This window comes from Lactiplantibacillus sp. B652 (genome assembly GCF_023806745.1).
GTDB classification, from domain to species: Bacteria; Bacillota; Bacilli; order Lactobacillales; family Lactobacillaceae; genus Lactiplantibacillus; species Lactiplantibacillus pentosus.
This window is the reverse complement of sequence record NZ_JAMSKY010000001.1, coordinates 561,732-588,396: the sequence shown is the minus strand read 5'-3', so window position 1 is coordinate 588,396 and position 26,665 is coordinate 561,732. Positions and strand designations below refer to the sequence as shown.

The following is a 26,665-nucleotide window of genomic DNA, read 5'->3' as shown; positions in this document are numbered from 1 at the left end:
CTAATGATAGATAAAAAAACGCGACCACTTTTCAAGTTTTAGCAACCGCTTACAAAGAAGAGTATACCGCTTTCATTTTTGATTGCAAGCCTTTTTCGTTTAAAAAAATTATCGTTTGGAGATCCTCTAGCTTCCATGGCTATTAACTCAAATATAGCGCCGGATGCGATATCCGGTAATAACCGTCCACTCTAGCCCCTATATTTGGTTTTAATGCAAAAGTATCTGATAAAAATACCATACCTGAATGATTACAGAAGTATTCTGGACCAAACACTCTCAGTGCCATAGATCTTCTGAACGGTCTTCTTCACTGCACCGACCGACATCGACAGCCTTTCCACCTCAAAAAAGCCCCCGCTCACCCGAGCGAGGGCTCCCTTAATTCACAAAGGGCTATTTTTCAGTACCTTGGCCGTCCCATTCGCGTTCGATGATCGCCTTTAATTCACTGATTAAAGGTTCGCGAGGGTTTGCGGTCGTGCATTGGTCTTCGTAGGCCAATTCAGCTAATTCGTCGACGGTGGCGTCAAAGTGCTTCTTTTCAACCCGGTTGGCTTTCAAGGATAAGGTGACATCCATTGAGTGAGCCAAGTCGATATAGGCTTTAACTAAGCTTTCCTTGAGTTCTTCGTCCGTCTTACCTGGTAACCCTAAGGCCCGGGCAATGTTGGCGTAGTCGGCTAAGGCAGTGTTGTGGTTGTACTTCGGCCACATTGCTAACTTGGTTGGAATCTCAGCATTGTAGCGCACAACTTGTGGGTAAGTGATGGCAATCGCTAACCCGTGTGGTAAGTTGAATTCCCCACCTAATTTATGCGCGATGGAGTGGTTAATTCCTAAGAAGGCGTTGGCAAAGGCCATCCCGGCTAAGGTTGACGCATTGTGCATCTTCTCACGGGCCTTCTTGTCGCCATCATAAGAAGCTTTCAAGTACTTGAAGGCTAATTGTAAGGCTTCAATTGACCAGCCACGCGTGTAGTCAGAGGCCATCGTTGAAACGTACGCTTCAGTAGCATGGGTGATGACATCCAGGCCAGTCCAAGCAGTCGTCCGCTTTGGCACCGTTTCAACAAATTGTGGGTCAACGATGGCAATGTCTGGTTGCATTGCGTAGTCGGTGATTGGGTACTTAACGTGCGTCTTGGAGTCCGTAATAACGGCGTATGGCGTCACTTCAGAACCCGTCCCAGAAGTCGTTGGAATCCCAATATAGGTGACCTTTTCAGATACGGGAACTTTGTAGGTCCGTTTCCGAATATCCAAGAACTTCTGCTTAGCACCTAAGAAGGAAGCTTCTGGATGTTCATAGAAGAGCCACATTCCTTTGGCCGCGTCCATTGCGGAACCACCACCAAGGGCGATGATCGTATCTGGCTTGAAGGCCTTCATCCGTGCGACCCCTTTGTAAACCGTATCCGTCGATGGGTTCGGTTCAACTTCAGAGAAGATATCGATATCGACCGGATCCGTCCGCTTGTTCAAGACAGCCGTTACACGGTCAGCGTAGCCAAATTCCACCATCCCAGGGTCACAAACTAGGAAAACCTTTTTAATCCCAGCCATGTGTTCCAAGTAGCGAACGGAATTGCGTTCGAAGTAGACTTTGGGAGGCATTTTGACCCATTGCATGTTATTACGCCGTTTTGCCACAGTTTTGATATTAATCAGATCCATATCCGTAACGTTATGAGAAATCGAGTTGCCACCATATGACCCCGTGCCCAGTGTTAATGAAGGTTCCATATTGTTGTAGATGTTCCCTAAACCACCTACTGAAGATGGCGTGTTCACTAAGATCCGGCAGGCTGGCATTTGAAGGCCGAATTCCTTGACCAAATCATCATCAGTCGTGTGAATCCCAGCAGTATGGCCTAAACCACCATAATGAAGTAATTCATCGGCCCGTTTGAACGCAGCTTCATGTGAATCAGCCTTGTAAACGGTCAAAACTGGTGATAATTTTTCGCCAGATAATGGATACTTGACCCCGACACCGTTGATTTCAGCAATCAAGACGCGGCAATCCTTGGCAACATCCTTTAATCCAGCCATCTGGGCGATTTCGTAAGCAGTCTTCCCAGCAACTGGTCCCCGAACGGTGTGCCGGTTAGGATCGATAACGGCATCACTTAAAGCTTGAACGTCTTTTGGTTTTACATAGTAGCAACCGAGACGAATAAATTCTGCTTTGACTTCCGCATAAATTTCTTTATCAATAATGGCGCTGTTTTCAGAGGCACAGATCATCCCGTTATCAAACGTCTTGGATAACACAATGTCGTTAACGGCTTGCTTAATGTCAGCCGTCTTTTCAACGTAGGTCGGGCCGTTACCAGGGCCAACACCTAAGGCTGGTTTACCTGATGAGTAGGCCGCGGTAACCATGCTTGGACCACCAGTGGCTAAGATCGTTGCCACGTCGGTATGGTGCATCAACGCATCCGTCGCTTCAATACTTGGATGTTCGATGTATAAAACGGCATCGGCAGGACCACCGGCAGCTTTGATGGCTTCACGCATCACATCAGCGGCCGCGGAACTACACTTCTGAGCTTGTGGATGGAAACCAAAGACGATCGTGTTACGACCCTTCAAGGAGATCAAAGTCTTGAAGACTGTCGTTGAAGTTGGGTTCGTAACGGGGGTGACCCCGGCCACGATCCCGACTGGTTCAGCGATTTCCATTAGTTGTTCTTCATCGTCTTCTTTGATGACGCCAACGGTCTTGTCGTGGCGCATGCTGTTCCAAATATATTCACTGGCGTAGATGTTCTTGATGGCTTTATCTTCAACCACCCCACGGCCAGTTTCTTCAACGGCCAACTTGGCGAGTTTCATATGATTATCAAGTGCAGCAACTGCAACTTTTTCACATAGATCATCAATTTGTTCTTGTGTATACGATTTCAAAACGGCCAATGCTTTCTTTGAACGTTGAACTAACTGGTCTACTTCGTCGGTAACCTTGGCGGTTTGGTTCTTTTCTGTCTTAATCATGAAGTGCTTCCTCCATTTCAATTCCTTTGTGAATTAATTTACAAACTCCATTATAGCTATCCTTGCTCATAATGCAACAATAAATTATAAAATAATTGGTTTTTAGTATATAAATAATAGTGAAATCGCCTTTTTAGCGGTGTTTATCGCCAATAAAGTTTTTTCGATCGCTAAGTTCATTAATGAACAAGGTGAGCTAAAAAAGAATCGCGGTCACCGACGACTAACCTGTCGGACCACGATTCTTTTTAGTAATAACTGAGTAATCATGACATCAGTCGATGTCACCTGTTGGACCGCTTTATCGGACCACAATAACGGAGATTGGGGCTTTTCGTGCTAACCGGGGCCCAATTGCACCCGAAATCTTAGAGTGAGCAAATTCCGTATCCGCACCGGTAACCAATAAGTCAGGTTTGAAATCCGGAATCACTTGGTCCAAGATCACATCATCCACGTCGCCACCTTCGTAAACCAGTGGTTCGACCCGTTTGACGCCACGTTGTTCAGCAAGCTGAACATATTCAGCGACGACTTCTTCAACGTGTTTGCGCTTGGCTTGGATCTTCGACGGGGTCAGTGAATCAAAAATATTAATATCTTCGCTTTCCAGCACCGAGCAAATTCCCAGCGGTGCGTCGTAATCGCGGGCCAATGTCGTTGCGTAACGGAAGGCCCGTTCAGATGAAGTATTGTCGTCCTCATCAACGGTAAGCAGAATGCGTCGATAAACGAGTGGTTCTTGCATTTTTGAGTTTTCCATAGTAATCTCCTCGTCTCATTGAGTTGAATTGATATTGACCACTGTCATTATACCAGTTTCACACCCCTAACGGACGATTTCTCACCAGAGGCGCTCTCGCCGGCAGCTTAAATCATCGCCGCGGTTCAACACACGCCTGCTACTCCCTGGTTGCCCGCGACATCTGCTTGAAAACATCGACTGCCAAACCAAACGGTACTCGAACGTCAATGTACCAATCACACTAGTCGCCTGATGCCACCGTCACGCCAGTATGCGCCTATTCCGATTTCTTCGGCAACGCCTGCAGCGTCTGCTTAAGCCAGTCAACGTAGTACGTCTCACGGCCAATCGCGTGTTGTAAGATCAAATAATGACCATAGTGTTGCTTCGCAGTCGCTGGTTTTGGAAACACGCTCTCGAGTCGCTGCTGCAAGTGGGTCAGCTTGGCTGTGTGCAAGGTCAGTTGTTCGGTAAGCATCTCGCGCAAACGCGGATCTTGATTCGTTTGAATGAAATAGAGTTTTAAAATAAATTCGTCCTTAGTGGCCGTCAAATCCGGCGTGCCGATACTGATCCACTCATGGAGTAAATCGCGACCAGTTGTCGTCACGTGGTAGAGCTTCTTTTCCAACTTTTCGCCACTGACGGTGATTTCATGGGTCACGTAGCCCTGCTCTTCTAAGCGTTTTAATTGCGGATAAATTTGACTATGTTGGGCTTGCCAGAATTCCCCGATCTCATCATCAAAGGCCTTCGTCAGGTCGTAACCCGTTAACGGTTGTTGATTTAACAACCCTAGAATAATAAATTGCAACTTATTTTTTTGCGCCATTGGATATTCCTCCTTGACGATTCTTTGATAACAGTATACACTAACCTTGTTGATTAAAACATGTAATAATTTACACGTTTTAAATGACATATATTTTTAAAAGAAGGTAATTTAAATGACGAAAGAATTTAAAACGCTAGATGACTTCCTCGGCACCCACTTTATTTACACTTACGACAACGGTTGGGAATATGAATGGTACGCGAAAAACGACCACACCGTTGACTACCGGATTCACGGTGGCATGGTCGCCGGTCGGTGGGTCAAGGATCAAGAAGCGAACATCGTCATGTTGACACCCGGCATTTACAAAGTTGCCTGGACAGAACCAACTGGTACCGATGTCGCCCTTGACTTCTTGCCTAACGAAAACAAATTAAACGGGACGATTTTCTTCCCTAAGTGGGTCCAAGACCATCCTGAAATCACGGTCACGTTCCAAAACGAACACATTGATTTAATGGAACAGTCTCGTGAAAAGTACGCGACTTATCCAAAACTAGTTGTTCCAGAATTTGCCCACATCACTTACATGGGTGATGCTGGTCAAAATAACGAAGACGTCATCAGCGAAGCGCCTTACTCTGGTTTACCGGATGAAATCCGTGACGGTAAGTACTTTGACGAAAACTATCATCGTGTAAACAAATAATGTTTCACGTGAAACACTAAAGGTTGAAAGTACCAAAACAGACCGTACTCATTGGTATCATTGAGTTACGGTTACATAAATTAGGCGTTTTCGCTTTTTAGGCCTTATCAAGTAGTTTTACCAGACTACTTGGTAAGGCTTTTATAAATTCATCAAAAATTGCGTCTAAAACGGCTGCTTCCATGGCGAATTTTTTTCTAGACCAGTAATAGTTTCTAATAACCAGTTCAAAGCTTTAGCTACATCGATGTCCGGCATTGGTCGGCCATAGTCATAAAACAGATCGCCCAGTGTACGTTCGTCTTTGTTTTCACGCGCCGCCAGCGCTAAGATGTCATATCCCATCAGAACCATTGCCAAATGGCCACACAACCCATCGTAGCTTTGGATTTGTGTTTGATCGAATTGAAGATATTGTTTTGCGACCTTGAAAAAGCATTCAATCTGCCAACGCCGACCATACATTTGAATAATTTCATCAGGTTTTAAGCTTAACTTGGTCGTCGCTAAGACTAGGTATTGGTCTGATTGACCACGCTTAGTTACGTATACGAGATTCATTGGCATGGTTTGCCCATCGACTTCAAAGGTCACGATTGGACTGTAAAGGTAAGTTGTTTTGGCTGCATTTTGTTGTATAGTAGACATGGACATGAAACTCCTCTGTATGTGTTTGTGTGATGCTTATATTATACAGATGTGGAGTCTTTCATGTCTATTTTTGTATAGAAAAACCCCGAAATGACGGGGCTTCTCTGTGTTTTTTTAACTTTCAACCTTTAGTTATATACAGGTGATTTCCAAGCAAATTCAGCAAGGAGTTGGGGTACTATCCACGTAAAGAAGGATAATATTAATATCCAAGCAGCAGGTTTATTTTTTGATTTCATTTTATTCTCCTAAATTATTGGATTCTGTTGATGTAAGGTCCACAGTTGATTAGCTGAATTTGTTTCTGTTTGCAATGTTATTCGTTCATCAACAGCACCACCAACACTTGTTATAAATAAATTACTATCTGCCAATCGAATAGAGTACTTATCGTCGGTTTGTCGTTCAAAAATCCAGTGCTGATGTTGATCATTTCCAATCGGTCGCTGTTCCAGCAATGCACCAGCTTTTATTTCTCCAACTGGAGCAAATGATTTTTGTGTATATAGATCTTTTAATAAGTACTCATTATTTCCGATTCCAATCATTTGCCAAGTTGTGCATTCCCAATTCTTTGGTGTGTACTGAATAATTGGGACACAATCAGCTATTTCAGCATTTTGCGGTCGAATGACTAACCCTGACTGAACATTTTGTATCATATACGCATCTGGAGTTTGAATCTTTCTGTAATAATTTTTTATCAGTCGATGTCCAAACACAACAATTAAGCCAATGACGATTACCGCATCAATGATTAAGATAGTACCTGCATTCATAATTAAAACACTCTAGCTTTCTTCGTTATTGTCTGTTGACACTCGCATCATCCGTTTTGTAACTCTACTCATCAAACACTTCCAGATCAATGGATGATTACGCGCTATATACACATTCATCCGATCAGAGACACTTTTGTAGTAGCGCATTTTAGGTCTCAAAGCTGTTGCCGCCCTATAAAATACGCTTGCTAAATCTTCTGCCGTTGCACTTGCCTTATAGTTTTTGGACATATTAGCAACACCAGCCATCAAAGATGTATATACCGAGGTTGGATGAGTATTTCGTTCAAAGCTTGCAAACATTTTGGAAATAAAATCAGTTTTGGTAGCTCCGGGACTTACAATAGTTGATTGAATTCCAAACGGTTGTACCTCTATATTTAATGTATCACTCCAAATTTGTAGAGCTGCTTTACTGGCAGCGTAGTAACCACCAGTTGGCATATATGACGTCCCAATACCTGATGATACATTAATAATCCGGCCACTTTTATTCGTACGCATTGAAGGTAATATTGCTTGTGTCATACGAATTGCGCCAAAGAAATTAGTCGAAAATTCGGTTTTGATTGCAGAAAGTGGCACTTCTTCTATTGGACCATACTCTCCATAACCAACTGCATTAATAAGTACATCAACATGATCAGTACGTTCCCAAATAAGATTCATGAAATTTTCTACCGATTCTTCACTTGTAACATCCAAATGAAGTGCTTGGATATTATTGATAGTCGGAATATTTTCACTGTGACGTGCTCCGCCAAAAACCAACCAACCTTTAGTGGCAAATAATTCCGCAGCAGCCTTGCCCATGCCACTAGAAGCACCTGTAATAACGACAACATTTTGTTTCAAAAAAATCCCTCCATTTTATAACTAACTAGTTAGTTTTTAATTACCAAATAATAAAGGCTCAAACCTTTAGAGCCTTTAAAATTAAATCAATTGTCTGATCAATTAATGCTTGATCATTATTTGATGCAAGTTGACGTACCGTTCCTGGTAGTGACGCAAATGCTTCTAAAATTACCCGTGGTACATTGATAAATGCTGGATTAGCATCGATTCGAGCAAAAAGGTCAACTAGAGGTCCTTCTTTTTGATTGCCGCTTTCGATTGCAGAAGCGTCTAGCAGTTCTTGGTTAGTCCATAAAGCATTAATAAATTCACTTTCTTTTGGATATTTATGCCATTGTTGTACCGAATAATTCAATACTGCCCTTAATTGAGCTTCGACATCGTCTCCAGCATCTAATATAGATTCCTGAACGCCGGCGTGAAGTTCAGTTTTAACCTCTTCATAAATTCGACTTAACATATCAGTTTTATCTTTATATTTTAGATAAATAGTTGCGGGACTAACCCCAGCTAATTTTGCAACTTTAGCAGTTGTTAAATTAGTTAATCCCTCAGATTGACTAAGCTCGATTACAGCGTGTTTAATTGCTTTTGTTTTGTTTTCATCTTTTGTTCTCATGAATTTAATAATAACTGATTAGTTAGTTATAGTCAACCCTTATGCCATCTAATTGCAAAAATCTGCTCTTCTCATACTGTTGATTCATTTGTTTCGCAGTTTTTGGCATATATTATAGTCAGCAGTAGCACAATTTAGCCAGTTGTTTCTATTGAGATTGTTCAATGAGGTAATCAACACCGACAGTTTGTTCCTTAATCATGGCTCTCTGCTGTGCAGATAACTTGGCGTTCTTGATGTCCTGCATGGTTTCCAGCGTTCCTTGATAGCCATCAATATTGAATAATACTTTCAAGGTGGGCGCCACTTGCGTCCGAATCCACGCACGTTGGCGGTTAACGTTGGGTAGTTCTGGGGCTAAGGTCAATTGCACCGGTGCGCGGTTCTTACCACAGAATTGTGCCCAGCGCTTGTTCAGCGGCCATTGATTACGGACTTTTCCAGCACGTTTATCAACAAAGCGTACGTATCGTTGAACAATCCCAAACACCGTATTTTCCAAGTTACGGTGGCTGAGGAAATCTTTGACCGCTAATATGGCGCGATCATTGAATAAGCGCACTTCAAACCGCGTTTTAATTGGGCGTTGCTCTGCATTTAGAGTGACGCCTTTTTGCGCTTGTTCAACTTCCTTGTTATAGATACAGAAATAGATATCACTTTTCTTAGAGCCTAGATACAGCGTATCACCAGTCGCTTCACTTTTATCATCTAGCAACTTACCGGAGGCTAGCGCTTCATATTTGCGCATGACTGAAATATATTCGTTGTTTTGGCATTTCTTAACTAGTTCAGGAATGGCGAGTAGGCCAACGTGATCGTTAATCGCAAAGTCGATCCGTTTGATAATGCCTTTTTCTTGTAAACAAGTGTAGAGAAAATCTTCCCAAACCATACCGTGCGCAATCAGCATACTTTCAAATTGCCGACAGCCGGAACCGTGCATTTCTAGTAAAGTCCCTAACTTTTGTGTTGGAGTAGACGTTAAAATAGTGATATCGCCTAATTGATATTGATCGGCATAGCCATAGCGTCCCCAATCTTTATAGTTGATGAAATCTTTGTCGATCCAGCATAAATCTTCGATGATATGGTCAACTTTATTAGTGGGAAAGCGAACCCGTAAGTAGTCAACTTGCACCGTTAGTGGCGGTAGGTCACTCCAATCTTTCAGCGTCCGATCAATCTGTGCCTGTAGTCCACTACTTGGATGGGCGTGGGTGTTTTCCAAACGGGCAAAGTAATTAGTTGTAATCCCTAAGCGGCTAGCAACCGCTGTTTGCGTCAACTGTAGTTCGTGACGCCGTGCTTTAATTTGTTCATTCCAAGTCATATTCATTACAATACCTGCTTTCTATTCAAAATTACTGTCTAACCCCAACAAATGAATTTTGATTGGGTTGAGCTACATAGATAGCCACTAAACCGCGCTATATAGCTATTTGTACCGTGTTCTAAGGATAGTTAAATGTTATTTTGTACCCCCCTAGTTAGATACTGGGGGTTAAAGCGGCCGGCTTACGCCGACCGCCCGTTGCTCGCGCCTGCGCTTTCGCGCTGCCCGCGCGTCGCGGCAACGGTCAAGCTTGATGGGAAGCTACACCAATTTATATGGATTACAGTTTACTGGCTGATACTTGATCGTATTCTTAATTTGTTTGATTGATTTTTGCGACAGAAAAAGACGATTAATTCGGAATGAATTAGTCGCCTAGAATGGTTTGATTTTAAATTTTGAGATGCACAGTTGGTGCACACTTCGGGGTCAATTTAGTATTTTTTAGTTTTGTATAATGGCTTCAAAGCCCGATATATCAGCAATGTTGCTAGAACATAATAGTTTAATCGGTTTCACGTGAAACATTGTCGAGAACAATTGGGCACAGTAGCGATAACGGGACTAAAATTGCCCGTAGCATCAGCCTTGCGACCCTAAGCACCAATTTTGCTGGTTAGAATCACTTGAGTTCTGCAGTCGACCTGCTTAGCAGTTATCCCGCTTGTTTCACACCCATAACGTCAACACCCCAAAAAAGCCGTTCAAGGATTGTTTCACAACAATCCTTGAACGGCTTTTGACCTAGGCCAGTAATTCCACTTATCCTTCGTCTGTCACATCTAGTGCGACCTGTCCCAGTCCACAATCAAAGTCGGCCTGCCAGTGCCCCGTGGTTAAATGTGGCGGTAAGACGAACGTTCCTGATGAGACGCGTTGGCCGGCAGTAAGTGTCTTGCCCTGCTCAGCTAACTTGCTGACTAACCACTGCAAGGACTTGAGTGGATTGCCTAACACTTCGCTCGCTTGACCCGTTTTGACCGTCTCGCCATCATGGACGAGGGTACATTTCGGCGTTGCGACCGCGTCAACGGAAGCGAACCGCTTGTCGGTATCTTCTTCCGTCCCGTAGACCACTAACCCACCAACGGCTGCATCAGCTACCACTAGGTTCTTTGGTAAGTCTGGGAACCAGTCACTAAACCGAGAATCCGGTAATTCTAGGCCAGGTGCCACCGTGGTTTTATGCCATAAATCAGTTAATGAATCAGTGGCACTCAAATCTTCCTTGGCCTTAAAGACAAGTTCGACTTCAACGAGTGGATCCATCAATTGACCCCGTCGAACTGTGGTAGGTGCTGCAAGGAAATGATCCGCGACTTGCGCACCATAGAGTGGTGTATGCGCATCAAACATCTTCTGGGTTTCGGCGCTGGTTAATGAGACTTTGTAGCCGCCAACGGGTTGCTGTTTTAACGCCGTCAGTTCAGCTTGAACGCGGTATGCGGCGTCCTCATCGGTGACACTGGTTGCATAATCCGCCATCGTTAAGGCGTGTTGGGTTTGATAGGCATCAAATAATTGTTGTGCGACTTGCGTTTCTGTTTCTGTTGTTGTGGTTGTCATAAGCGTAACCTCCGTTATGTGTTTGGTCATTGACTAATGCATATGTGTCTCTACTATGTGTTGCGTTTGCAAAATCGACTGACTATGTGTTGAAATCGTTCCTAAATCGTTTCGTTTGTGATGACTTCATTTGCTAATTATGTGTCGCATGACTGCGATTGATTGATCTATGTGTTACAAGAACCTGCGAGAATGCGGTGCTAAATGCCGCTGTTAGCTTCTCGTCTTATCTGAGGAGCTGCTGCTCCCGCGCGACTAATTGCCGTTGCCCACACTGATTGGCAATTAGCCACCAGAATGTCCGATTCCATACTCCTCACCACCTTTAAATAATAAAAGACGTCCTTTAACTAACTCCAACGAGTTAATTAAAGGACGTCCAGAACGGGTTACCACCTTTATTCGCGACTACTTCACAATAGTCACCTTAGTACGTACAGCAAATGCGATACGCCGGTACATTAATGGGTACCATCCAACGCCTTCTCCAAATAATTTCGGGGCGCGACTCCAAGGTGATCTATGTTAAGTGGTATTGACTGCCTTGCACCAATCTACAGCTCGCTAACTAACCGGCTTAACACCGTTCCTTATCACGGTCTTTAATCTAAATTTAATTAATGATTAGAGTTTAGCGCCGTAAAATCAGAATGTCAACCCCAAAATTAAAAATAAATTAGATTTCACATTGGACTAACATTCAAACGCCAATCGGCAGGTGTCACTAGCACCAGCTAGTTGTTTTCCAAATCGACCAACGCAATATATTGCTCCGTATGCGTGTCCCGTAGCGTGTAGTTTGGCGGTAACGCGTCCGCGTCTGCCTTGACGATTTGAAAGCCGACCTTGGCATAAAATCGTAGCGCATTTTCGTTAGCCATGACGCATTTCAACGTCAGTGGTTCCGTGGCGTACTGACGCATTTCGGTCAACAAACGCTCGCCGACTTTGAGATGGCGAAAATCCGGTGCGACGAACAGTAAATGAATGAAGTTAGCCAGTCGGTACAATGAGCAGAAGCCAGCGCGCTGGCCATCGACCCACGCCACCAAGACAAATTCGCCGCGACTGTCATAGTCAAAATCCTGTAACTTAGGATCTGTGACCCACGGAAACTCTTGCTGGCGGTCGACTAAGTAAATTTCAGCTAACGCCGCCCGGTCAGCGTCTGTCGCCGGTTTGATCTCAATTCGTTTCCTCATCTTGTGCCTCCCCCATTTGATTATTTTCATTATGACGGTAGTCGCTAGCAATTACAACCGTTTACTTAGCCAACAATGCTAGCTTTCCCCCACCAATAAGCGGTATAATGTTAGGCAATACTTTCACCAAATGAAAGCGGGGAAAAAATGAAAACCGCAATTGTTACGGATAGTGCCAGTTACCTATCAGCGGCCGACGTTGAAAAGTATGATATTCACGTCGTTCCAATTACTGTTATTTTTGGCCAACAGACTTATTTAGAAAACGTCGAAATCACTTCCAAAGAATTTTACGAACGCATGCGAACGGCACCAGAACTGCCAACGACCACTCAGATCACACTGGGACAAATGCAAACGATGTACGACCAACTCGCAGCAGCGGGCTACGACGCCGTCATCAGTATTCATTTATCATCTGGTATCACTAGCTTCATCACCAATCTCGAGAGTTATCTCCCGAACGTGACGAACATCAAAGTCTATCCCTTCGACTCCCTGATTACCGCCGCCGGTGAAGCCGACATGGTGCTCTTAGCTGCCAAACTGGTGGCTGCGGGTTACACACCCGAACAAGTCATCGAACAGCTTAAGAAAATTCGTGAAACGACGGATGTTTACTTCGTTGTCGATAACTTAAGCCATTTGGTTCGCACGGGTCGCCTCTCGAACGCTTCCGGGCTCGTCGGCAATTTATTGCGCATCAAACCCGTCTTGACGTTCCAAGATGGCAAAATCGTCGCCATCCAGAAAGAGCGGACGATGCGTCGTGCTTACACCGCCATTAAGGCCAAGTTAGCCGCAGCCATTGACGCTGCCGACTACCCACTGCGCGTGACGATTGAAAATGGGAACAATCCGAAGCTGCAAGCCGAATGGACGGCTGATTTAAAAGCCAGCTTCCCAGACCTCACGATCGACGAAGGTGAAATCGGTCCGGTCGTCGGCGTCCACGTTGGCGAAGGCGTCATGGGCCTCATCTGGGCACGTGATTGGGAAAAATGGCCGCTGGATAATTAAACGACATGCCGTCTAATTCGCGTTCGCTGTCACCAAGCTTGAACACGGCGGACTAGCACGTCCAGCGGAACCAGCAATGCCGTCAAAAATCGAACGGCTTGAAAATGTAGCCGCGCCAGGTGCCCGGCTCACGCCTGGTTTACAGCACTCATCCGGAGCTGTACTGGTCTTTTCAGCCAGCACCAGCAATCAACTAAATCAATTAAGTATGACAAAACGGCGCTTCAAGAATTTGATTTCTTGAAGCGTCGTTTTTAGCGTCTAGTCTCTGGTCATAAACGATCAGTCAAACGGTTAATCGCTAGTCGACCCAGCCATGCGCGGTGATCTAAAATCACCATGCCACCTGGCCGCATTCGGCTAGCGATTCCGCCTTACTTCCGCTTTTTACCCTTTTTCTTTTTCTTCTTTTTACTCGTCTTCTTCGGTGCTGGGTCTTGCGCTTTAGCCTGAGATTTGGCTAACAACTTATGTGCCTTTTTGACCAACTTGGCGCGTTGCGTCTGATCTAGCTGCTCCCACAAGGTGACTAACTCGGGGTCCACGGCGGGCGTCGGTGTCACCGCGACTGGAATTGGCGCCGCTTCTGGCGTCGGTTGCGTGGCCACATCGCTCGTCCCCAACAACCAGTCTGGCGACACGTTGAGAACACCCGCTAACGTCACGACCTTATCGTGTTTCGCGACATACTTGTTGCTCAACCACTGACTGATTGAAGAGCGCCCGATTCCCGTTTGTTTGGACAACTGGGCTGACGTCAGGTTTGCTTGTTGCATGGCTTGTTTTAATCGGTCTGCAAAAATTCCCATAATTTCGTCCTCCTAGTGCAACGGGTCCCATGCCGGCAGCCGTTGCGCGCGTTCGTTGACTAACACTTGAAATTCTGGTGCTAAGAACTGTTTGTGGACCACCACTTCATAGACGTAGGCGTCAAACCAATCTTGGCTCATCACGAAGTAGCCCTGTTTACCGACCTTTTCGCCCCAACTATTCTCGACTTTCCACTTGGTTGGCGTATCTGCCACCAAATCAACACCGATGAGCGTCATCGCATGACTGACCTCACCGTCGCCAGTCAATAGCCGTTGGGCCTTGGTCAAATGGTCGTTGACCCAGAATAACTGCCCCGTTTCAAACAAGTGGGCATCCAGATACCCGGTCTGGCGATCCATCTGCCGCAAGACATCGTTGCCGAACCAGACCGTCTCGCCGGCCTTCAATTGCTGTACCGCAACATCCGTCAGGACCCCCATATCGACGTTCAAGAATTCGATTGGTTTGCCACCGATGACGTTATCTTCGTCAGGCAGGCTGTATAAGCGATTGAACGGCTTATCAGGCGAGTTCGTCACGACAACGTAATCATCCAGGTCAGTGTCAAAATAATCTTGATAGAATTGTTGCGGCGTCAGATCCGTCAGCCGATGATACTGCTGATCATCGTCGCGATACGTCAAGTCAAAGCTAGTCGGCGGTTCACCGAAAGAATACGCCGTCATCCGGTAGACGGCCTGTAACATCGACTTTTCGAGTGATTGCAGCTCTGCCTCGTTAGCGCCGTCCATGACCAACTGCCGTAATTTCAAGCCGTCTTTGCGTAATTGCCGCGATAGCACAGCTTGAAAAGCAGCGGTATTTTCAGTGTTGAACGTTTCCGGCATCGCACTCGTTGGCACAACGCCGTACTTCTGAACTAAGCTCGCAGCCATCGCCCACTGACCACCATCTTCTCCAGGATTGTCGAACAAGAATTGGACTAAACGGTCGCTAATTGGCTGCCGCGCCGTTTGTTCAACGTTGCGATAAAACGTGTTGGCCCGTTCGATCTTATCCCAGAAAAATAAATAACTTTGTGACAATTCGAAATCCTTCACGTGATACTTCGTCGCGAATTTGTGTCGCAGGGTATTCAGTAACGAGAACTCCCAGCAGCGACCACTACTCTTTTGATTACTAACCTTACCTGTCGGAACTTCGATTGAAAACGTCCGGTCTAAGCGACTGGCCGCCTGATTATCAAAACTTGCGGCTTTGATGCCATTTTTGGTGATGGCGCGCGTTAGTACCGGCGCCATCCGATCATCTGCGTGCGTTGTCCGTAATGCGGCAAGCGCGGCGGGTGTTAATTCAGTTGCCATATTTACCAGCCTCCATTGTAGCCCTATTACCAGTTTAGCCTTCATTCTAGGCCTATTAGATAGCGATTTCAATTTAGATGCAAGTTTTTGTTTACTTTTCTGAATTTTATTAGTTATTTTATACAGGCACCATTTTTCAAATTAGTAATAATCACCAATAGACGCGTTCTGCTCGTGGTTATTACGCATGAATGCCAATAAAAAAGGCGCTGCCCACCGTGAGCAACACCTGTTGATAATTAATAGCTGATTGAATTGACGTTGTGGCGCTTCGTACTACTGGAGTCCCAAAATGGCACCTTGACCACGCCGAGCACTTTGCTAGCGGGAACGAAGCCCCAGTAGCGACTGTCGTTGGAGACCGAGCGATGATCACCGAGCACAAAGTACGTGTTTTTCGGGACCTTGGTCGTCTTTAACCGCCAACTATAGCGCGTCGACAAGGTATTCAAAGTCCAGTTGGTCGTGCCCTGTGTCCGCTCATATTGACTGATGAACTGTTGCGGGACTAGCTTACCGTTCACATATAGCTTGCCGTTCTGAGACTTGACAGTATCGCCAGGCATCCCGACCACTCGTTTGACATACTTGACCGATTTCGACCGCGCATCTGGATCGACATGGTACGCATTAAATACGATCACGCTCAAATGCCGAATCTTAGCGGTCTTAACCACGGCGACCCGTTCATTATTGTCCAGATTAGGTTCCATCGATGGGCCGTCCACCCGCACCATCGTAAATATATAATGGCGAATCACCATGGCGACTAGTAAGCCGACCACGATCGGTAACACCCAACTCATAATACTTTTAACAGTTTTCATCCAACGTTCTCCCTTACCCCACGCTTAACCTTCAATTATTATAGTCCAATCGACCCGGCTTGTCTGGAATCGATGACCCCTTTAAAAAGATTTTATAAGTTCACTAATGAGGGCCGTCAATTAATTCCGATGTATGGAAGTCGTTTGGCTGCAATCCAGCAGACCGGACGATCATCTTGATTCGACTGAAAACATGGATTGGCAATCACCACACCACGAGCTTCTGGTTGGCATCCGTAACACCTGCTGCCCCGTTTAAATGAGAAACTAGCAGGTCGGTTCAATTCTAGTGCTTCGTCCGACAAACAGCCCTTTAGGCGAACGACAAAAAAGCCGTTCCAAGAATCACGCGGCACCCACGTACCAGTCATAATTCTTGAAACGACTCATTTTAGTTTTACATTAATTCTTGGCCTTTCGCACTAACTTTTGATTTTCGCACTGATTCCTAACGCAAGCACCACTGATTCAACACGACCCAGAATTCAGGTCACCAGCGCTTATCGGCTTAAGCCTAGTCCTTAACCTTCGCAATCCGGCCCTGTTGAATGTAAACACTCAAGATTGCAATATCAGCGGGGTTAACACCGCTGATTCGAGACGCTTGTGCAATCGTGGTTGGTTGGATCTTCTTCAGCTTTTGATGAGCTTCAGTTGCGAGACCGTCAATGGCGTCATAGTCGATCCGGTCCGGAATCTTCTTAGCTTCCATCTTCTTCAAACGTTCAACGCGTTCTTCCGCTTTTTCGATGTAACCTGCGTATTTGATTTGAATTTCAACTTGTTCAATGATGTGGCGTTCCAATGGTTCTGGCGCCGCTGGGATGAATTTCATCAAATCAGCGTACCGCACTTCTGGCCGCTTTAAGAAATCGGCAGCGAGAACCCCATCTTTCAGCTCACCAGAATTGTGGGCCCGTAAGAAGGCATTGACGTCATCGTTAGGTTTGATACGGATTTTGCCCAAACGGTCAAGTTCGTCTTTGATTGCTTGCCGCTTGGCCTCAAAAGCCGCATACCGGTCGTCGTCAATCAAGCCTAATTCATGACCCTTGTCCGTCAATCGCAAGTCCGCGTTATCGTGACGCAAGATCAACCGATATTCGGCCCGACTCGTTAACAGCCGGTAAGGTTCGTTGGTCCCCTTCGTTACCAGATCATCAATCATGACCCCGATGTAGGCATCGCTACGCTTCAAGGTGAATTGACCCCGGTCGAGTGCCCGCAAACCGGCGTTGATACCGGCCATCAAGCCTTGACCAGCGGCTTCTTCATAACCAGACGTCCCGTTCGTTTGACCAGCGGTATACAAGTTCTTGATGAGCTTCGTCTCCAGCGTGGCCTTTAATTGATAAGGGGCGACGACATCGTATTCGATTGCATAACCCGGCCGCATCATTTCAGCATCTTCCAACCCCTTGATGGAGTGTAAGATTCGTTGTTGAACTTCTTCTGGCATCGACGTTGACAACCCTTGAACGTACCATTCGTCCGTATTCCGGCCTTCTGGTTCCAAGAAGAGTTGGTGGCGCTTCTTATCCGCGAACCGCACGATTTTATCTTCGATCGATGGGCAGTAACGCGGACCGACACCTTCAATGACACCCGTAAACATCGGTGCCCGGTCTAAGTTTTCCCGAATGATCTTGTGCGTCGTCTCGTTGGTATACGTTAACCAGCAAGATAACTGGTGCTTTAAATCAAGGTAGTCTTCATCCTTCGTTTCAAAACTAAAGTGATGGGGTTCTGGATCACCGGGTTGTTCTTCGGTGACACTGTAATCGATCGTATTGCCATCGACCCGTGGTGGCGTCCCGGTCTTAAACCGTTCCAGCTTGAAGCCTAAGCGTTCCAAGTCACCGGATAGCTTCATTGCCGGTTGTGAGTTGTTTGGACCAGATGAATACATTAATTCACCAATGATGATTTTCCCACGCGCAGCCGTTCCAGTCGTCAACACGACACTCTTGGCACGATAATGGGCCCCCGTATTCGTGATGACCCCTTTGCAGACGCCATCTTCGACGATCAAACCATCAACGATGCCTTGGCGTAACGTCAGGTTAGGTTCACGTTCGATCGTATGCTTCATTTCTGAGTGGTACGCATGCTTATCAGCTTGGGCCCGCAATGCACGGACAGCGGGACCCTTACCCGTATTGAGCATCCGCATCTGAACGTAAGTCTTATCGATGTTGCGGCCCATCTCGCCACCTAACGCATCGATTTCACGAACAACGATTCCCTTCGCCGGGCCACCGACGGACGGGTTACATGGCATGAATGCCACCATATCCAGGTTAATGGTCATTAAAAGTGTCCGGTTTCCCATCCGGGCAGCGGCTAGTGCAGCTTCTGAACCGGCATGACCAGCACCAACGACGATCACATCATAGTCGCGGCCCTGATACTGCTTTACTTCTGTCATTACAATTTCCTCCTACCACTACTTACCCAGACAGAACTGGCTAAATAGCTGGTCTAATAATTCATCTTCATAGCTGTCCCCGGTAATTTGACCGAGAAATTCCCAGCAACGGGTCATGTCGATTTGGACCAAGTCCACTGGCATGCCAGCGGCCAAGCCCGTCTGAACGTCTTGTAGCGCCTGTTTGGCTTGGTTAAGCAAACCAATGTGGCGGGCGTTCGTGACCATAACACTGTTTTGATTACTTTCAATGCCTTCACTGAAGAACATCTTGGCAATCCGTTGTTCCAATTGCGTCACGCCGCTCTGTTCGAGGACGGACATGCTCAACACGTCTTTGGGGTCCACGAATTTTGCAAGTTCAGCTTGGTCCAGCTGGGCGGGCAGATCCGTCTTGTTTAAAATCACGATCCGCTTCGACTGCGCTGTTTCTTGCAACAATTCCTGGTCTTCCGTGGTCAACGGCCGACTGCTGTCTAGGACTAATAGCACTAAATCGGCAGCGCCAATTGCTTTACGACTGCGTTCGACCCCAATTTTTTCGACTTTATCTTCAGTGTCGCGAATTCCGGCCGTATCGACCAGTTTGAGCGGCACCCCGCGAACATTGACGTATTCTTCGATAACATCACGTGTCGTCCCGGCAACATCCGTCACGATTGCTTTATCTTCGTGTAGCAGATGATTGAGCAGACTCGATTTTCCGACGTTTGGCCGGCCAATAATGGCGGTCGCTAGTCCTTCACGTAGGACTTTCCCTTGCTTCGCCGTCGCCAACAATTGGTCGATGCTCTGCGCAACTTCAGTGGCCTTTTCCTTCAGCATCTTGGTCGTCATCGTCTCGACCGCGTCGTATTCTGGATAATCGATATTAACTTCGACTTGAGCTAAAACGTCCAAAATATCCTGGCGTAAATGCCGGATCAGCTTCGACAAATCACCATCTAATTGGTTTAGGGCGACCTTCATGGATTTATCCGTCTTAGCGCGAATCAGATCCATAACGGCTTCCGCTTGTGACAAGTCCAACCGACCATTTAAGAAGGCCCGTTTGGTAAATTCACCGGGTTCCGCCATCCGCGCACCGTGACTCAAAATCAATTGTAAAATTTCGTTAGTCGCAACCAGGCCCCCGTGACAGTTGATTTCGACCACGTCTTCGCGGGTATAGGTCTTAGGTGCGCGCATCACAGACGCCATCACTTCATCGACTTCTTGATGCGTGTCCGGGTCAACAATGTGCCCATAGTTGATCGTATGGGATTTGACCTGACTCAGGTCCTTGCCCTTGAAAATCTGGGTGACCACGTTAAACGTCTGGTCCCCGCTAATCCGAATAATTGAAATACCACCTTCACCAGGCGGCGTTGAAATTGCCGCGATCGTATCAAATTCTGTGGTCGTTGGCATACCATCATGTCCTTTCTTGTCAGCGTTTCATCGCCTAATACCATACCAAATTTACTTACAATTAGTTAATAATATGTCCTAAAATGCAGAAAAAAAGCGCCTAGTCCACGCCACCTTAAAGCGTGGATAAAGCACTTTGACTACTTTATCTAAAAGATAAGAATGATTAACACCTACTATAATAGCTCACCCGGAGTTTGTCAAACGCCTGTTTGCGTTCACCGTTATGAACTATTTCCGAATCGCAACAACCACGGCGCGATGCGGCTCCCGTCCCTCTGAAAAAGTTGTGACGTGATGGTTATTGGCCAATTCAGCGTGGATCAATTTGCGTTCAAACGACGGCATCGGGTCTAGGAAGACTTGCTTGCCAGTCGCAATTACTTCCCGCGCCGTACTTTCAGCTAAACGCTTCAAGGTCGCCACGCGCCGATCGCGATAATCATCGACATCCAAGACGACGTTGACGTGGGAAGCGCCGTGGTGATTCATATAGACTTGCGCGAGATCTTGCAACGCATTGATGGTGCGCCCATGCTTCCCAATCAGCAAGCCCTGTTTGGCGGTGTTGAAGTTCAACGTCGCGTACCGGTTGCCAAAATCAACATCGAGGTCCGCGGCAATGCCCAGTTGCTTGACGACTTCCAATAAGTAGGCACTCAAATCCCGAATCGCCGTTTCGTTAGCAGCTTGGCGGGCGGCAATTTCTGCCGGCGTCCGTGGCGTTGGGGTGGTTGCTGCGTCATGCGCTGCTTTCGCTTTAGCCGGTTTGGCATTGGGCGCTGCCGATTTAGCCGCCTTGCCATTGGTTTGGTGGTCGGCGTCCTGCGTATTCACCGCTTTAGTGGCTGCCACTTTAGTCGTCGTTTCGGTTTCAACGCCAGCTTGAGGCTTGCCAGCAGCACTCACTTTAGTTTCAACGTCCTGCACTTCAGTAGGCTGAGCGTTGGCTGAATGCCGTGTTGCGTCTGCCGGGGCAACCGTCTCATCCGCTAACCCAGCATCACCAGGAACGACGGGACCCGTGCTGACATCCGGGGTCACAATGGACTTAGCTGGCGACGTTTCAGCGGATGCGGGTGCTGATGACGTTGCTGGACGCTGAAGCGCCGCCGACTGGTCAGTCGTTTCAGCGGTCTGTGGCTGTTTAGCTGCAGTCGTGGTTTCCGCTGCTGTGGAGGCCGGCACCGCCGTTATTTTAACTTGAGCCGGCTGTTTTCCCAGCCCTAAAAAGCCCTTCTTCGCTTCAGCAATGACTTCCACAGTCACCTGATTGCGTGTTCGGTGCAGTTGTTTTAAACCGGCCGCAATTGCGGCCGCGACGGTATTACCTTCAAATACTGTCATGACTTAAATCCTCCTCGTTAACAATCCTGTTCTCATTATAGCATTACCATTCCCCTTGCGAACAGCTGACTAGCAACACTTAATGAACCCTTACAACGATTCGGCGGGCGTAACGACCTGCATTTGTCGTGCAGCCGTGATCCACATTCACTAGATTACACCGTTATCTATGGCGACCGTGCTAGAACTAGGCGCTAGTTGGAATCCTACTAAACTAGCACCTGGGCAATAGAAATCGACGCCTAGCCTCCCAACATCGACAGTGCACTCGTTTTGGTCTGATCCAGATTCATGGCCATTAACCATTCAGTCGTTCATCCATCTCCAGCGAAAAACCGATTTTCTAGCAGTACTATCCTAGAAAATCGGTTCGTCATTAACCTAAGTATTCAGTTGATTAGCCATCATTGCGTGCCGACTGGTTGATCGGTTTCAAAGTAAACTGTCGCCTTCAAAATGGCTTTTGTTCAGACTACTGACCATCTCGTTCAGATTATTGTTCAGCACTGCCCGTTGCCCACACCCAGCAGGCATCCGACCAATCTTAGCCCACTTGCCGCACTGGTTCATTTTCTTCAACATCTGCCACCTGGGCCGCCTGATGGACTTGGATACCGTGTTGGAAGACGTCTTTGTCATGCTGAATCACGCGAATATCTTCGATTGGGTTGGCCGTCATTGCAATAAAGTCCGCGAATTTGCCGGCCGCAATCGTCCCGTATTCGGCATCCACATGCATCGCCCGCGCGCAGTTGATCGTCGCTGTATCGATGGCTTGAGCCGGTGTCATCCCCGCTTTATCGACATAGAGCTGCATTTCATAAGCGGATTCATCCTCGAACCCGTTGTACGGCGTCCCGGCATCCGTCCCCATCGCAATTGGGATTCCCGCTGCAGCGGTCTTCGTGATACTTGCGAAGTGTTTCTTGATGTTCACGATAACTTTTTCGCGCGCCCAGGCTGGCACAGTCTTTTCACCATATTTATAAATGGCATACATCGCATTCATCGTCGGCACAATGACCGTGCCGTGTTTACGCATCATTTCAATGGTTTCATCATCAATATCAAAGGCATGTTCAACCGTATCGACGCCGGCTTGAACGGCTTCTTTGACACCCGCATTACCTTGGGCATGGGCCGCAACTGTCTTGCCTTTATGATGGGCTTCTTCAACCGCTGCCTGGACCTCTTCGAAGTTAAATTGAATGTCATCCGGCGTTTCACCATTGCGAAGCACGCCGCCCGTGACCATCATCTTGATATTGTCAACGCCCATCTTGAGCGCTTGCCGAACGCCGTGAATCACCGCGTCAACACCATCAACTTCATGACCGCCATCCGCACCGTGACCACCTGTGATCGAGAAGGCTTGCCCAGACGTCATTACGCGGGGTCCGGCAATCTTACCTTCGCGTTGCATTTTTGCAATGGCGACGTCAATATCATATTGGGCCCCCACATTGCGGATGTAGGTGACGCCATGATTGATCATATCCTGCATATTGCGAATGGCGTACATCGTATTGTATTCACGAGACGCTGGATGGCGGTCTTCTTGCCCATCATGCCACCAATACGTTGGAATACTGGTGATATGCGTATGCGCGTTCATGATCCCCGGCATCACGTACTTACCTTGCATGTCGGTCGTCTGTTCAGCAATCGTATCGGGTGTCCCGGTACCAATCGCGATGATTTTACCAGTTGTATCGTCAACGGTCATAAACTGATTGTCGATAAACGTTTGCTTTTCTGAACTGTAGATTGAGGCGTTGATATAGTTGGTTTTGGTCATAATAATGACTTCCTTTCATTTTGGCAGGTCGCATCCCGTCCAATAACGGTAACGGACCATCGTTTTCATCACAACATTGTTGGTTCTTTAACTGACTGGCCACCACGCCTCACCACCTTTCAGGGTTATCTATTATTTCCAATAAGCATATTGAAGTTGACTGGCCGTTCCAGAAAACTCATCCCACTTCAATCCACCGACATCCTTGCTGACCAAGAACGCGGATGAGGCTTGATAAGTTGGAATGACCGCGGCTAGCTTCATCAACCGGCGATCAGCTTGTTTCTCATAGGCCCACCGTTGTGCGGCGGTGTATTTGGCCGTGTCGGAGACTTTCGCCATCAACGCATCATACTTGGCATCCTTCCACTGGGTGAAGTTGATGCTGTTAGAACTCTGCATGCCATCCAAGAAGTTCTGCGCATCCGGATAATCCGGGCCCCAGCCAACCGTGACTAGGTCGAAGTTCCCCGTGAAATCTCGTGAAACGTGGGTCACGTGTGGCACCGCCACGATTTTGATCGTTACACCTTTCAAATACTTCTCAGCAACGCCTTGAACGTATTCTGCCAGCTTCTTCTCGGTATCCGTGTCATCACACAAGAAGTTCAACGTGACTTTCTGCTTGCCTAGCTCTTGTTGGGCCTTTTGCCAATATTGCTTGGCCTTCTTAATATTCGTTGGCGATAGATTGCCGACTTCCTTGACGAAATCTTCACCGGTCGTTGGATCACTCGCATAGTTTTTCGGGACGATGTTCGTTGCCGCTTGCGAGCCATCCTGCAGCACATCCTTGGCCAACGTCTTCTGATTAACGACGAGGCTCAGTGCGTGCCGGAAATTCTCATTAGCCGTGACCGACTTCTTACTATTGAAGTAAATGTAATTATTCCGCCCAGTTTTGGTGACCGTCATCTCCTTATTGTTCGCATTATTCTTGACGTATTGTCCCGAAATATTAGTCACTTGCACGGTCCCAGCGTTAAATAGGTTCTGCGCGGTATTATCGTCCTTGGTCACCGTGACTTTGATGCGCTTGATTTTGACATTTTTGGCATTCCAGTAATACTTGTTCTTGACGTAATACCAACTATCATTGGATCCTTTCCAGCCCTTGATGACATAGGCCCCGTTCGCAACCGTTGTCGCAGAATTGCTACCGAGCTTGGACCCGTACTTGCTAACGGCGGCCGTATTGAGTGGGTAAAAACTCGTGAACTCGTAATTCATATACGGCACGGGTTTGCTCAATTTAATTGAAAACGTGCGCTTGTTGATCGCTGTGACACCTAGCTTATTGACCGCCATCTTCCCTTTATTGACCGCATCGAAATTCTTGATGTAACTGATTGCATCTAGATTTTGTGACTTCGTTTTCGGATTAGCCTGCCGCCGTAATGCCGTGACAAAGTCTTGTGACGTGATCTTCGTCCCATTCTGCCAGCGCGCATTCTTCCGAATCGTAAACGTGTAACGGGTCTTGTTCTCAGTCGGTTTGACCTTCTTTTCAACGACCCCCGCGACGATCTTATTATTCGCATTTTTGCGATAAATGCCTTCGCCGGTTTGTGTAATGACGGCACCACCATTGGTTTCAATCGACGTGGTTGGATCACTGGTCATTGGCTCCCCAGGAATCGTGATGCCCAACGTCTTATTCTGATTAGCCGCACTGGTCGTCTTTGAAGAATTAGAGACCGTTCCTAAGCAGCCGGTTAATAATAAGGCACTCACAACCCCAATAATGCTATATGTATACTTTGCCTGCATCCCTAATCCCTCCATATGTATGATCTTAATCAGCTTAAACTGGCGTCCGATAAACACAAAAAGACGTCCCACTAAGCTATTGCTTAAAAGGACGTCTTCACGCGGTACCACCTCATTTGCGAGTCAGGACAACTCGCCACTTACATACGGCCAAATGAATTGACGATATGTTGGTACGCTATCGGGTACAACCGGCAGCCGCTTCACACGACTGCTCACTAGCTATCGACTTTGAGTGATCAGTGCAGGTCGCTTTGCAGCTGCCGCGACTCTCTGTGACTGACTGATAACCGACTCCTCGATGGCCGTTCGTTTAATCTAATTATTTTTTAATGTGATTCACATCTTAGCGGTGATTTTTGAATTTGTCAAATCTTTTTTCGAATTTTTTAAGTGCGCGCGCAAATGTGGATAGCAGATTGCTATCGTATCAGGCCTATTCATGGATGGTTAAAAAATGCACGTTCTTAAGACAGCCAGCTTAGGCCCGTTGGAAACAGTGCAAATCGGCGTAAACCTACAGTGATAGATTCATTTTACGCCAGCTTCCAGAAATTTCTGACAATGCCGGAACGCGACACAGCTTTAAGTCGACCACCCACTTCTTAAATACTGGTCTTCCAATAGCCAAGCACACAACGCTTACTAAGTAGCATTTCATCACTGAGGATTGTCAGGGTTGAAGTATCTTGTTCCAGCACTGTCAGACAGCCTCGCAGTTCAGACTAGAATACATCCCCGGCTGACAAATACCCGGACGGCGAATTTTGACCGTTCAGTAAAAATAAACTTGGGGCACAAAAAAAGACCCACCACACGGCAGGTCCATTTGTATTTAACGTTTATGATTGCGAATCGCACGCTTTCTAGCTTTTTCCAAAGCCCGCTTGCGTTCTCGTTCTGCTTTTTGCTTGGCTTCCCGTTCGCGATTGATCTTGAATGGGTTTTGAAGGAGCAAGGTTTGTCCAACTTGGAATGCGTTAGAGATCACCCAGTACAAGGACAAGGCTGATGGCACGTTGATGGCCGTAATCAAGATAATCACGGGCATCAGGTACGTCATCGAAGTCGTCATCCCATTTTGCTCTGGTTGCGACTTCATCGCTAACCAGGAACTGGCGAACGTGAAGATCGCCGCCAGAATCGGCAAGACGTAGTACGGGTCCTTACTACCTAATTGAAGCCATAAGAACGAACCGGTCTTCAGGACTTGGGTCCGCCAGATTGCTTGGTACAATGCAATCAAGATTGGCAACTGAACTAGCAATGGCAACATGCTGGCCATTGGATGCACACCATGCTTGGCGTACAACTTCTTCATTTCCGCTTGGAGCTTTTGCTGAGTTTCCATGTCCCGTGATGAATATTGCTTTTGTAAAGCCTTCATCTGCGGTTGGACCTCTTGCATGGCTACCATGTTGCGGGTTTGGAAGATCATCAATGGTAAGATGATGACCCGGATGATCAACGTAAAGACGATGATCCCGAGACCATAACTATGACCGAACAAGTTTGATAACCAAATAATCGCCCGTGAGAAGTTCAAGATGATCAAGCCATCCCAAAATCCGGTACTCTTATCCGTGATGGGGGTATTGCTACACCCACTCAAAACTAGTACAAGTGCTAGTACGGCCAGCATTGCCAGTATTTTTCTGTACTTTTTCAAACGAATGTCCTCACT

At 46.8% G+C, this 26,665-nt stretch carries 21 protein-coding genes; 2 read left to right on the top strand and 19 right to left on the bottom strand.

Features of this window, described 5'->3' with window-relative positions; genetic code table 11:
- Nucleotides 1-396: 396 nt before the first annotated feature.
- From adhE to MZO40_RS02505, 3 genes are all read right to left on the bottom strand, one after another.
- Complete coding sequence (adhE, locus tag MZO40_RS02515; protein ID WP_105960694.1) at nt 397-3,000, bottom strand: bifunctional acetaldehyde-CoA/alcohol dehydrogenase; 2,604 nt, start codon at nt 2,998-3,000, stop codon at nt 397-399.
- Nucleotides 3,001-3,301: 301 nt separating this feature from the next.
- Entirely contained in the window at nt 3,302-3,763 is a 462-nt protein-coding gene (locus MZO40_RS02510; RefSeq protein WP_050338074.1) for a universal stress protein, read from the bottom strand.
- A 259-nt stretch (nt 3,764-4,022) separates the two neighbouring features.
- On the bottom strand, nt 4,023-4,577 hold the full coding sequence (locus MZO40_RS02505) for a PadR family transcriptional regulator (RefSeq protein WP_105960695.1): 555 nt from the start codon (nt 4,575-4,577) through the stop codon (nt 4,023-4,025).
- A 115-nt stretch (nt 4,578-4,692) separates the two neighbouring features.
- On the opposite strand from MZO40_RS02505, the gene MZO40_RS02500 reads away from it, so the two are divergent.
- Nucleotides 4,693-5,229 carry a phenolic acid decarboxylase gene (locus MZO40_RS02500; RefSeq protein WP_003640211.1) on the top strand — a complete coding sequence of 179 codons (537 nt, stop codon included), beginning with the start codon at nt 4,693-4,695 and terminating at the stop codon, nt 5,227-5,229.
- Between the two features lie 165 nt (nt 5,230-5,394).
- On the opposite strand, the gene MZO40_RS02495 is transcribed toward MZO40_RS02500, so the two are convergent.
- From MZO40_RS02495 to MZO40_RS02465, 7 genes are all read right to left on the bottom strand, one after another.
- Nucleotides 5,395-5,877 carry a transposase gene (locus MZO40_RS02495; protein WP_396415497.1) on the bottom strand — a complete coding sequence of 161 codons (483 nt, stop codon included), beginning with the start codon at nt 5,875-5,877 and terminating at the stop codon, nt 5,395-5,397.
- Nucleotides 5,878-6,128: 251 nt separating this feature from the next.
- Nucleotides 6,129-6,659, bottom strand: a complete 531-nt coding sequence (locus MZO40_RS02490; protein WP_120769434.1) for an RICIN domain-containing protein — start codon at nt 6,657-6,659, stop codon at nt 6,129-6,131.
- Nucleotides 6,660-6,671: 12 nt separating this feature from the next.
- The gene (locus MZO40_RS02485) at nt 6,672-7,517 is read right to left on the bottom strand and encodes an SDR family oxidoreductase (RefSeq protein WP_105960698.1); all 846 of its coding nucleotides are present in this window, start codon (nt 7,515-7,517) and stop codon (nt 6,672-6,674) included.
- 58 nt (nt 7,518-7,575) lie between these two features.
- Nucleotides 7,576-8,139: a TetR/AcrR family transcriptional regulator gene (locus MZO40_RS02480; RefSeq protein WP_105960699.1), complete on the bottom strand. Its 564-nt coding sequence runs from the start codon at nt 8,137-8,139 to the stop codon at nt 7,576-7,578.
- A gap of 148 nt (nt 8,140-8,287) precedes the next feature.
- Nucleotides 8,288-9,478, bottom strand: coding sequence for a replication initiation factor domain-containing protein (locus tag MZO40_RS02475; RefSeq protein WP_225367142.1), 1,191 nt, complete (start codon nt 9,476-9,478; stop codon nt 8,288-8,290).
- 759 nt (nt 9,479-10,237) lie between these two features.
- Entirely contained in the window at nt 10,238-11,041 is an 804-nt protein-coding gene (locus MZO40_RS02470; RefSeq protein ID WP_105961092.1) for a 2-keto-4-pentenoate hydratase, read from the bottom strand.
- 734 nt (nt 11,042-11,775) lie between these two features.
- Entirely contained in the window at nt 11,776-12,243 is a 468-nt protein-coding gene (locus MZO40_RS02465) for a GNAT family N-acetyltransferase (RefSeq protein WP_050338070.1), read from the bottom strand.
- 147 nt (nt 12,244-12,390) lie between these two features.
- Between MZO40_RS02465 and MZO40_RS02460 the strand changes: the two genes are divergently transcribed.
- Nucleotides 12,391-13,263: a DegV family protein gene (locus MZO40_RS02460; protein WP_050338069.1), complete on the top strand. Its 873-nt coding sequence runs from the start codon at nt 12,391-12,393 to the stop codon at nt 13,261-13,263.
- A 374-nt stretch (nt 13,264-13,637) separates the two neighbouring features.
- Here the strand turns inward: MZO40_RS02460 and MZO40_RS02455 are convergent, their stop codons facing one another.
- The 9 genes from MZO40_RS02455 to yidC all read right to left on the bottom strand — a co-directional run bounded on the left by MZO40_RS02455 (nt 13,638) and on the right by yidC (nt 26,650).
- Nucleotides 13,638-14,072, bottom strand: coding sequence for a helix-turn-helix domain-containing protein (locus tag MZO40_RS02455; RefSeq protein WP_050338068.1), 435 nt, complete (start codon nt 14,070-14,072; stop codon nt 13,638-13,640).
- Nucleotides 14,073-14,084: 12 nt separating this feature from the next.
- A complete protein-coding gene (locus MZO40_RS02450; RefSeq protein ID WP_252133076.1) occupies nt 14,085-15,401 on the bottom strand; it encodes a C1 family peptidase in 1,317 nt (438 codons plus the stop codon).
- A gap of 239 nt (nt 15,402-15,640) precedes the next feature.
- Nucleotides 15,641-16,228: a signal peptidase I gene (lepB, locus tag MZO40_RS02445; RefSeq protein ID WP_003640217.1), complete on the bottom strand. Its 588-nt coding sequence runs from the start codon at nt 16,226-16,228 to the stop codon at nt 15,641-15,643.
- Between the two features lie 514 nt (nt 16,229-16,742).
- The gene (gene mnmG, locus MZO40_RS02440; RefSeq protein ID WP_003640218.1) at nt 16,743-18,656 is read right to left on the bottom strand and encodes a tRNA uridine-5-carboxymethylaminomethyl(34) synthesis enzyme MnmG; all 1,914 of its coding nucleotides are present in this window, start codon (nt 18,654-18,656) and stop codon (nt 16,743-16,745) included.
- A gap of 18 nt (nt 18,657-18,674) precedes the next feature.
- Nucleotides 18,675-20,066, bottom strand: a complete 1,392-nt coding sequence (gene mnmE / locus MZO40_RS02435; RefSeq protein WP_003640219.1) for a tRNA uridine-5-carboxymethylaminomethyl(34) synthesis GTPase MnmE — start codon at nt 20,064-20,066, stop codon at nt 18,675-18,677.
- Nucleotides 20,067-20,297: 231 nt separating this feature from the next.
- Nucleotides 20,298-21,413 (bottom strand): RNA-binding cell elongation regulator Jag/EloR, encoded by a 1,116-nt coding sequence (gene jag / locus MZO40_RS02430; RefSeq protein WP_105961091.1) that lies wholly within the window; start codon nt 21,411-21,413, stop codon nt 20,298-20,300.
- Between the two features lie 544 nt (nt 21,414-21,957).
- Nucleotides 21,958-23,211: an amidohydrolase family protein gene (locus tag MZO40_RS02425; protein WP_252133075.1), complete on the bottom strand. Its 1,254-nt coding sequence runs from the start codon at nt 23,209-23,211 to the stop codon at nt 21,958-21,960.
- 132 nt (nt 23,212-23,343) lie between these two features.
- Nucleotides 23,344-24,981: a peptide ABC transporter substrate-binding protein gene (locus MZO40_RS02420; protein ID WP_252133074.1), complete on the bottom strand. Its 1,638-nt coding sequence runs from the start codon at nt 24,979-24,981 to the stop codon at nt 23,344-23,346.
- 835 nt (nt 24,982-25,816) lie between these two features.
- Nucleotides 25,817-26,650, bottom strand: coding sequence for a membrane protein insertase YidC (gene yidC / locus MZO40_RS02415; protein WP_088770334.1), 834 nt, complete (start codon nt 26,648-26,650; stop codon nt 25,817-25,819).
- Nucleotides 26,651-26,665: the final 15 nt, after the last annotated feature.

Excerpts from the sequence above, each read along its gene's own strand:
- adhE (WP_105960694.1), bottom strand. The coding sequence starts at position 3,000 with ATGATTAAGACAGAAAAGAACCAAACCGCCAAGGTTACCGACGAAGTA.
- MZO40_RS02510 (WP_050338074.1), bottom strand. The coding sequence starts at position 3,763 with ATGGAAAACTCAAAAATGCAAGAACCACTCGTTTATCGACGCATTCTG.
- MZO40_RS02505 (WP_105960695.1), bottom strand. The coding sequence starts at position 4,577 with ATGGCGCAAAAAAATAAGTTGCAATTTATTATTCTAGGGTTGTTAAAT.
- MZO40_RS02500 (WP_003640211.1), top strand. The coding sequence starts at position 4,693 with ATGACGAAAGAATTTAAAACGCTAGATGACTTCCTCGGCACCCACTTT.
- MZO40_RS02495 (WP_396415497.1), bottom strand. The coding sequence starts at position 5,877 with ATGTCTACTATACAACAAAATGCAGCCAAAACAACTTACCTTTACAGT.
- MZO40_RS02490 (WP_120769434.1), bottom strand. The coding sequence starts at position 6,659 with ATGAATGCAGGTACTATCTTAATCATTGATGCGGTAATCGTCATTGGC.
- MZO40_RS02480 (WP_105960699.1), bottom strand. The coding sequence starts at position 8,139 with ATGAGAACAAAAGATGAAAACAAAACAAAAGCAATTAAACACGCTGTA.
- MZO40_RS02475 (WP_225367142.1), bottom strand. The coding sequence starts at position 9,478 with ATGAATATGACTTGGAATGAACAAATTAAAGCACGGCGTCACGAACTA.
- MZO40_RS02470 (WP_105961092.1), bottom strand. The coding sequence starts at position 11,041 with ATGACAACCACAACAACAGAAACAGAAACGCAAGTCGCACAACAATTA.
- MZO40_RS02465 (WP_050338070.1), bottom strand. The coding sequence starts at position 12,243 with ATGAGGAAACGAATTGAGATCAAACCGGCGACAGACGCTGACCGGGCG.
- MZO40_RS02460 (WP_050338069.1), top strand. The coding sequence starts at position 12,391 with ATGAAAACCGCAATTGTTACGGATAGTGCCAGTTACCTATCAGCGGCC.
- MZO40_RS02455 (WP_050338068.1), bottom strand. The coding sequence starts at position 14,072 with ATGGGAATTTTTGCAGACCGATTAAAACAAGCCATGCAACAAGCAAAC.
- MZO40_RS02450 (WP_252133076.1), bottom strand. The coding sequence starts at position 15,401 with ATGGCAACTGAATTAACACCCGCCGCGCTTGCCGCATTACGGACAACG.
- lepB (WP_003640217.1), bottom strand. The coding sequence starts at position 16,228 with ATGAAAACTGTTAAAAGTATTATGAGTTGGGTGTTACCGATCGTGGTC.
- mnmG (WP_003640218.1), bottom strand. The coding sequence starts at position 18,656 with ATGACAGAAGTAAAGCAGTATCAGGGCCGCGACTATGATGTGATCGTC.
- mnmE (WP_003640219.1), bottom strand. The coding sequence starts at position 20,066 with ATGCCAACGACCACAGAATTTGATACGATCGCGGCAATTTCAACGCCG.
- jag (WP_105961091.1), bottom strand. The coding sequence starts at position 21,413 with ATGACAGTATTTGAAGGTAATACCGTCGCGGCCGCAATTGCGGCCGGT.
- MZO40_RS02425 (WP_252133075.1), bottom strand. The coding sequence starts at position 23,211 with ATGACCAAAACCAACTATATCAACGCCTCAATCTACAGTTCAGAAAAG.
- MZO40_RS02420 (WP_252133074.1), bottom strand. The coding sequence starts at position 24,981 with ATGCAGGCAAAGTATACATATAGCATTATTGGGGTTGTGAGTGCCTTA.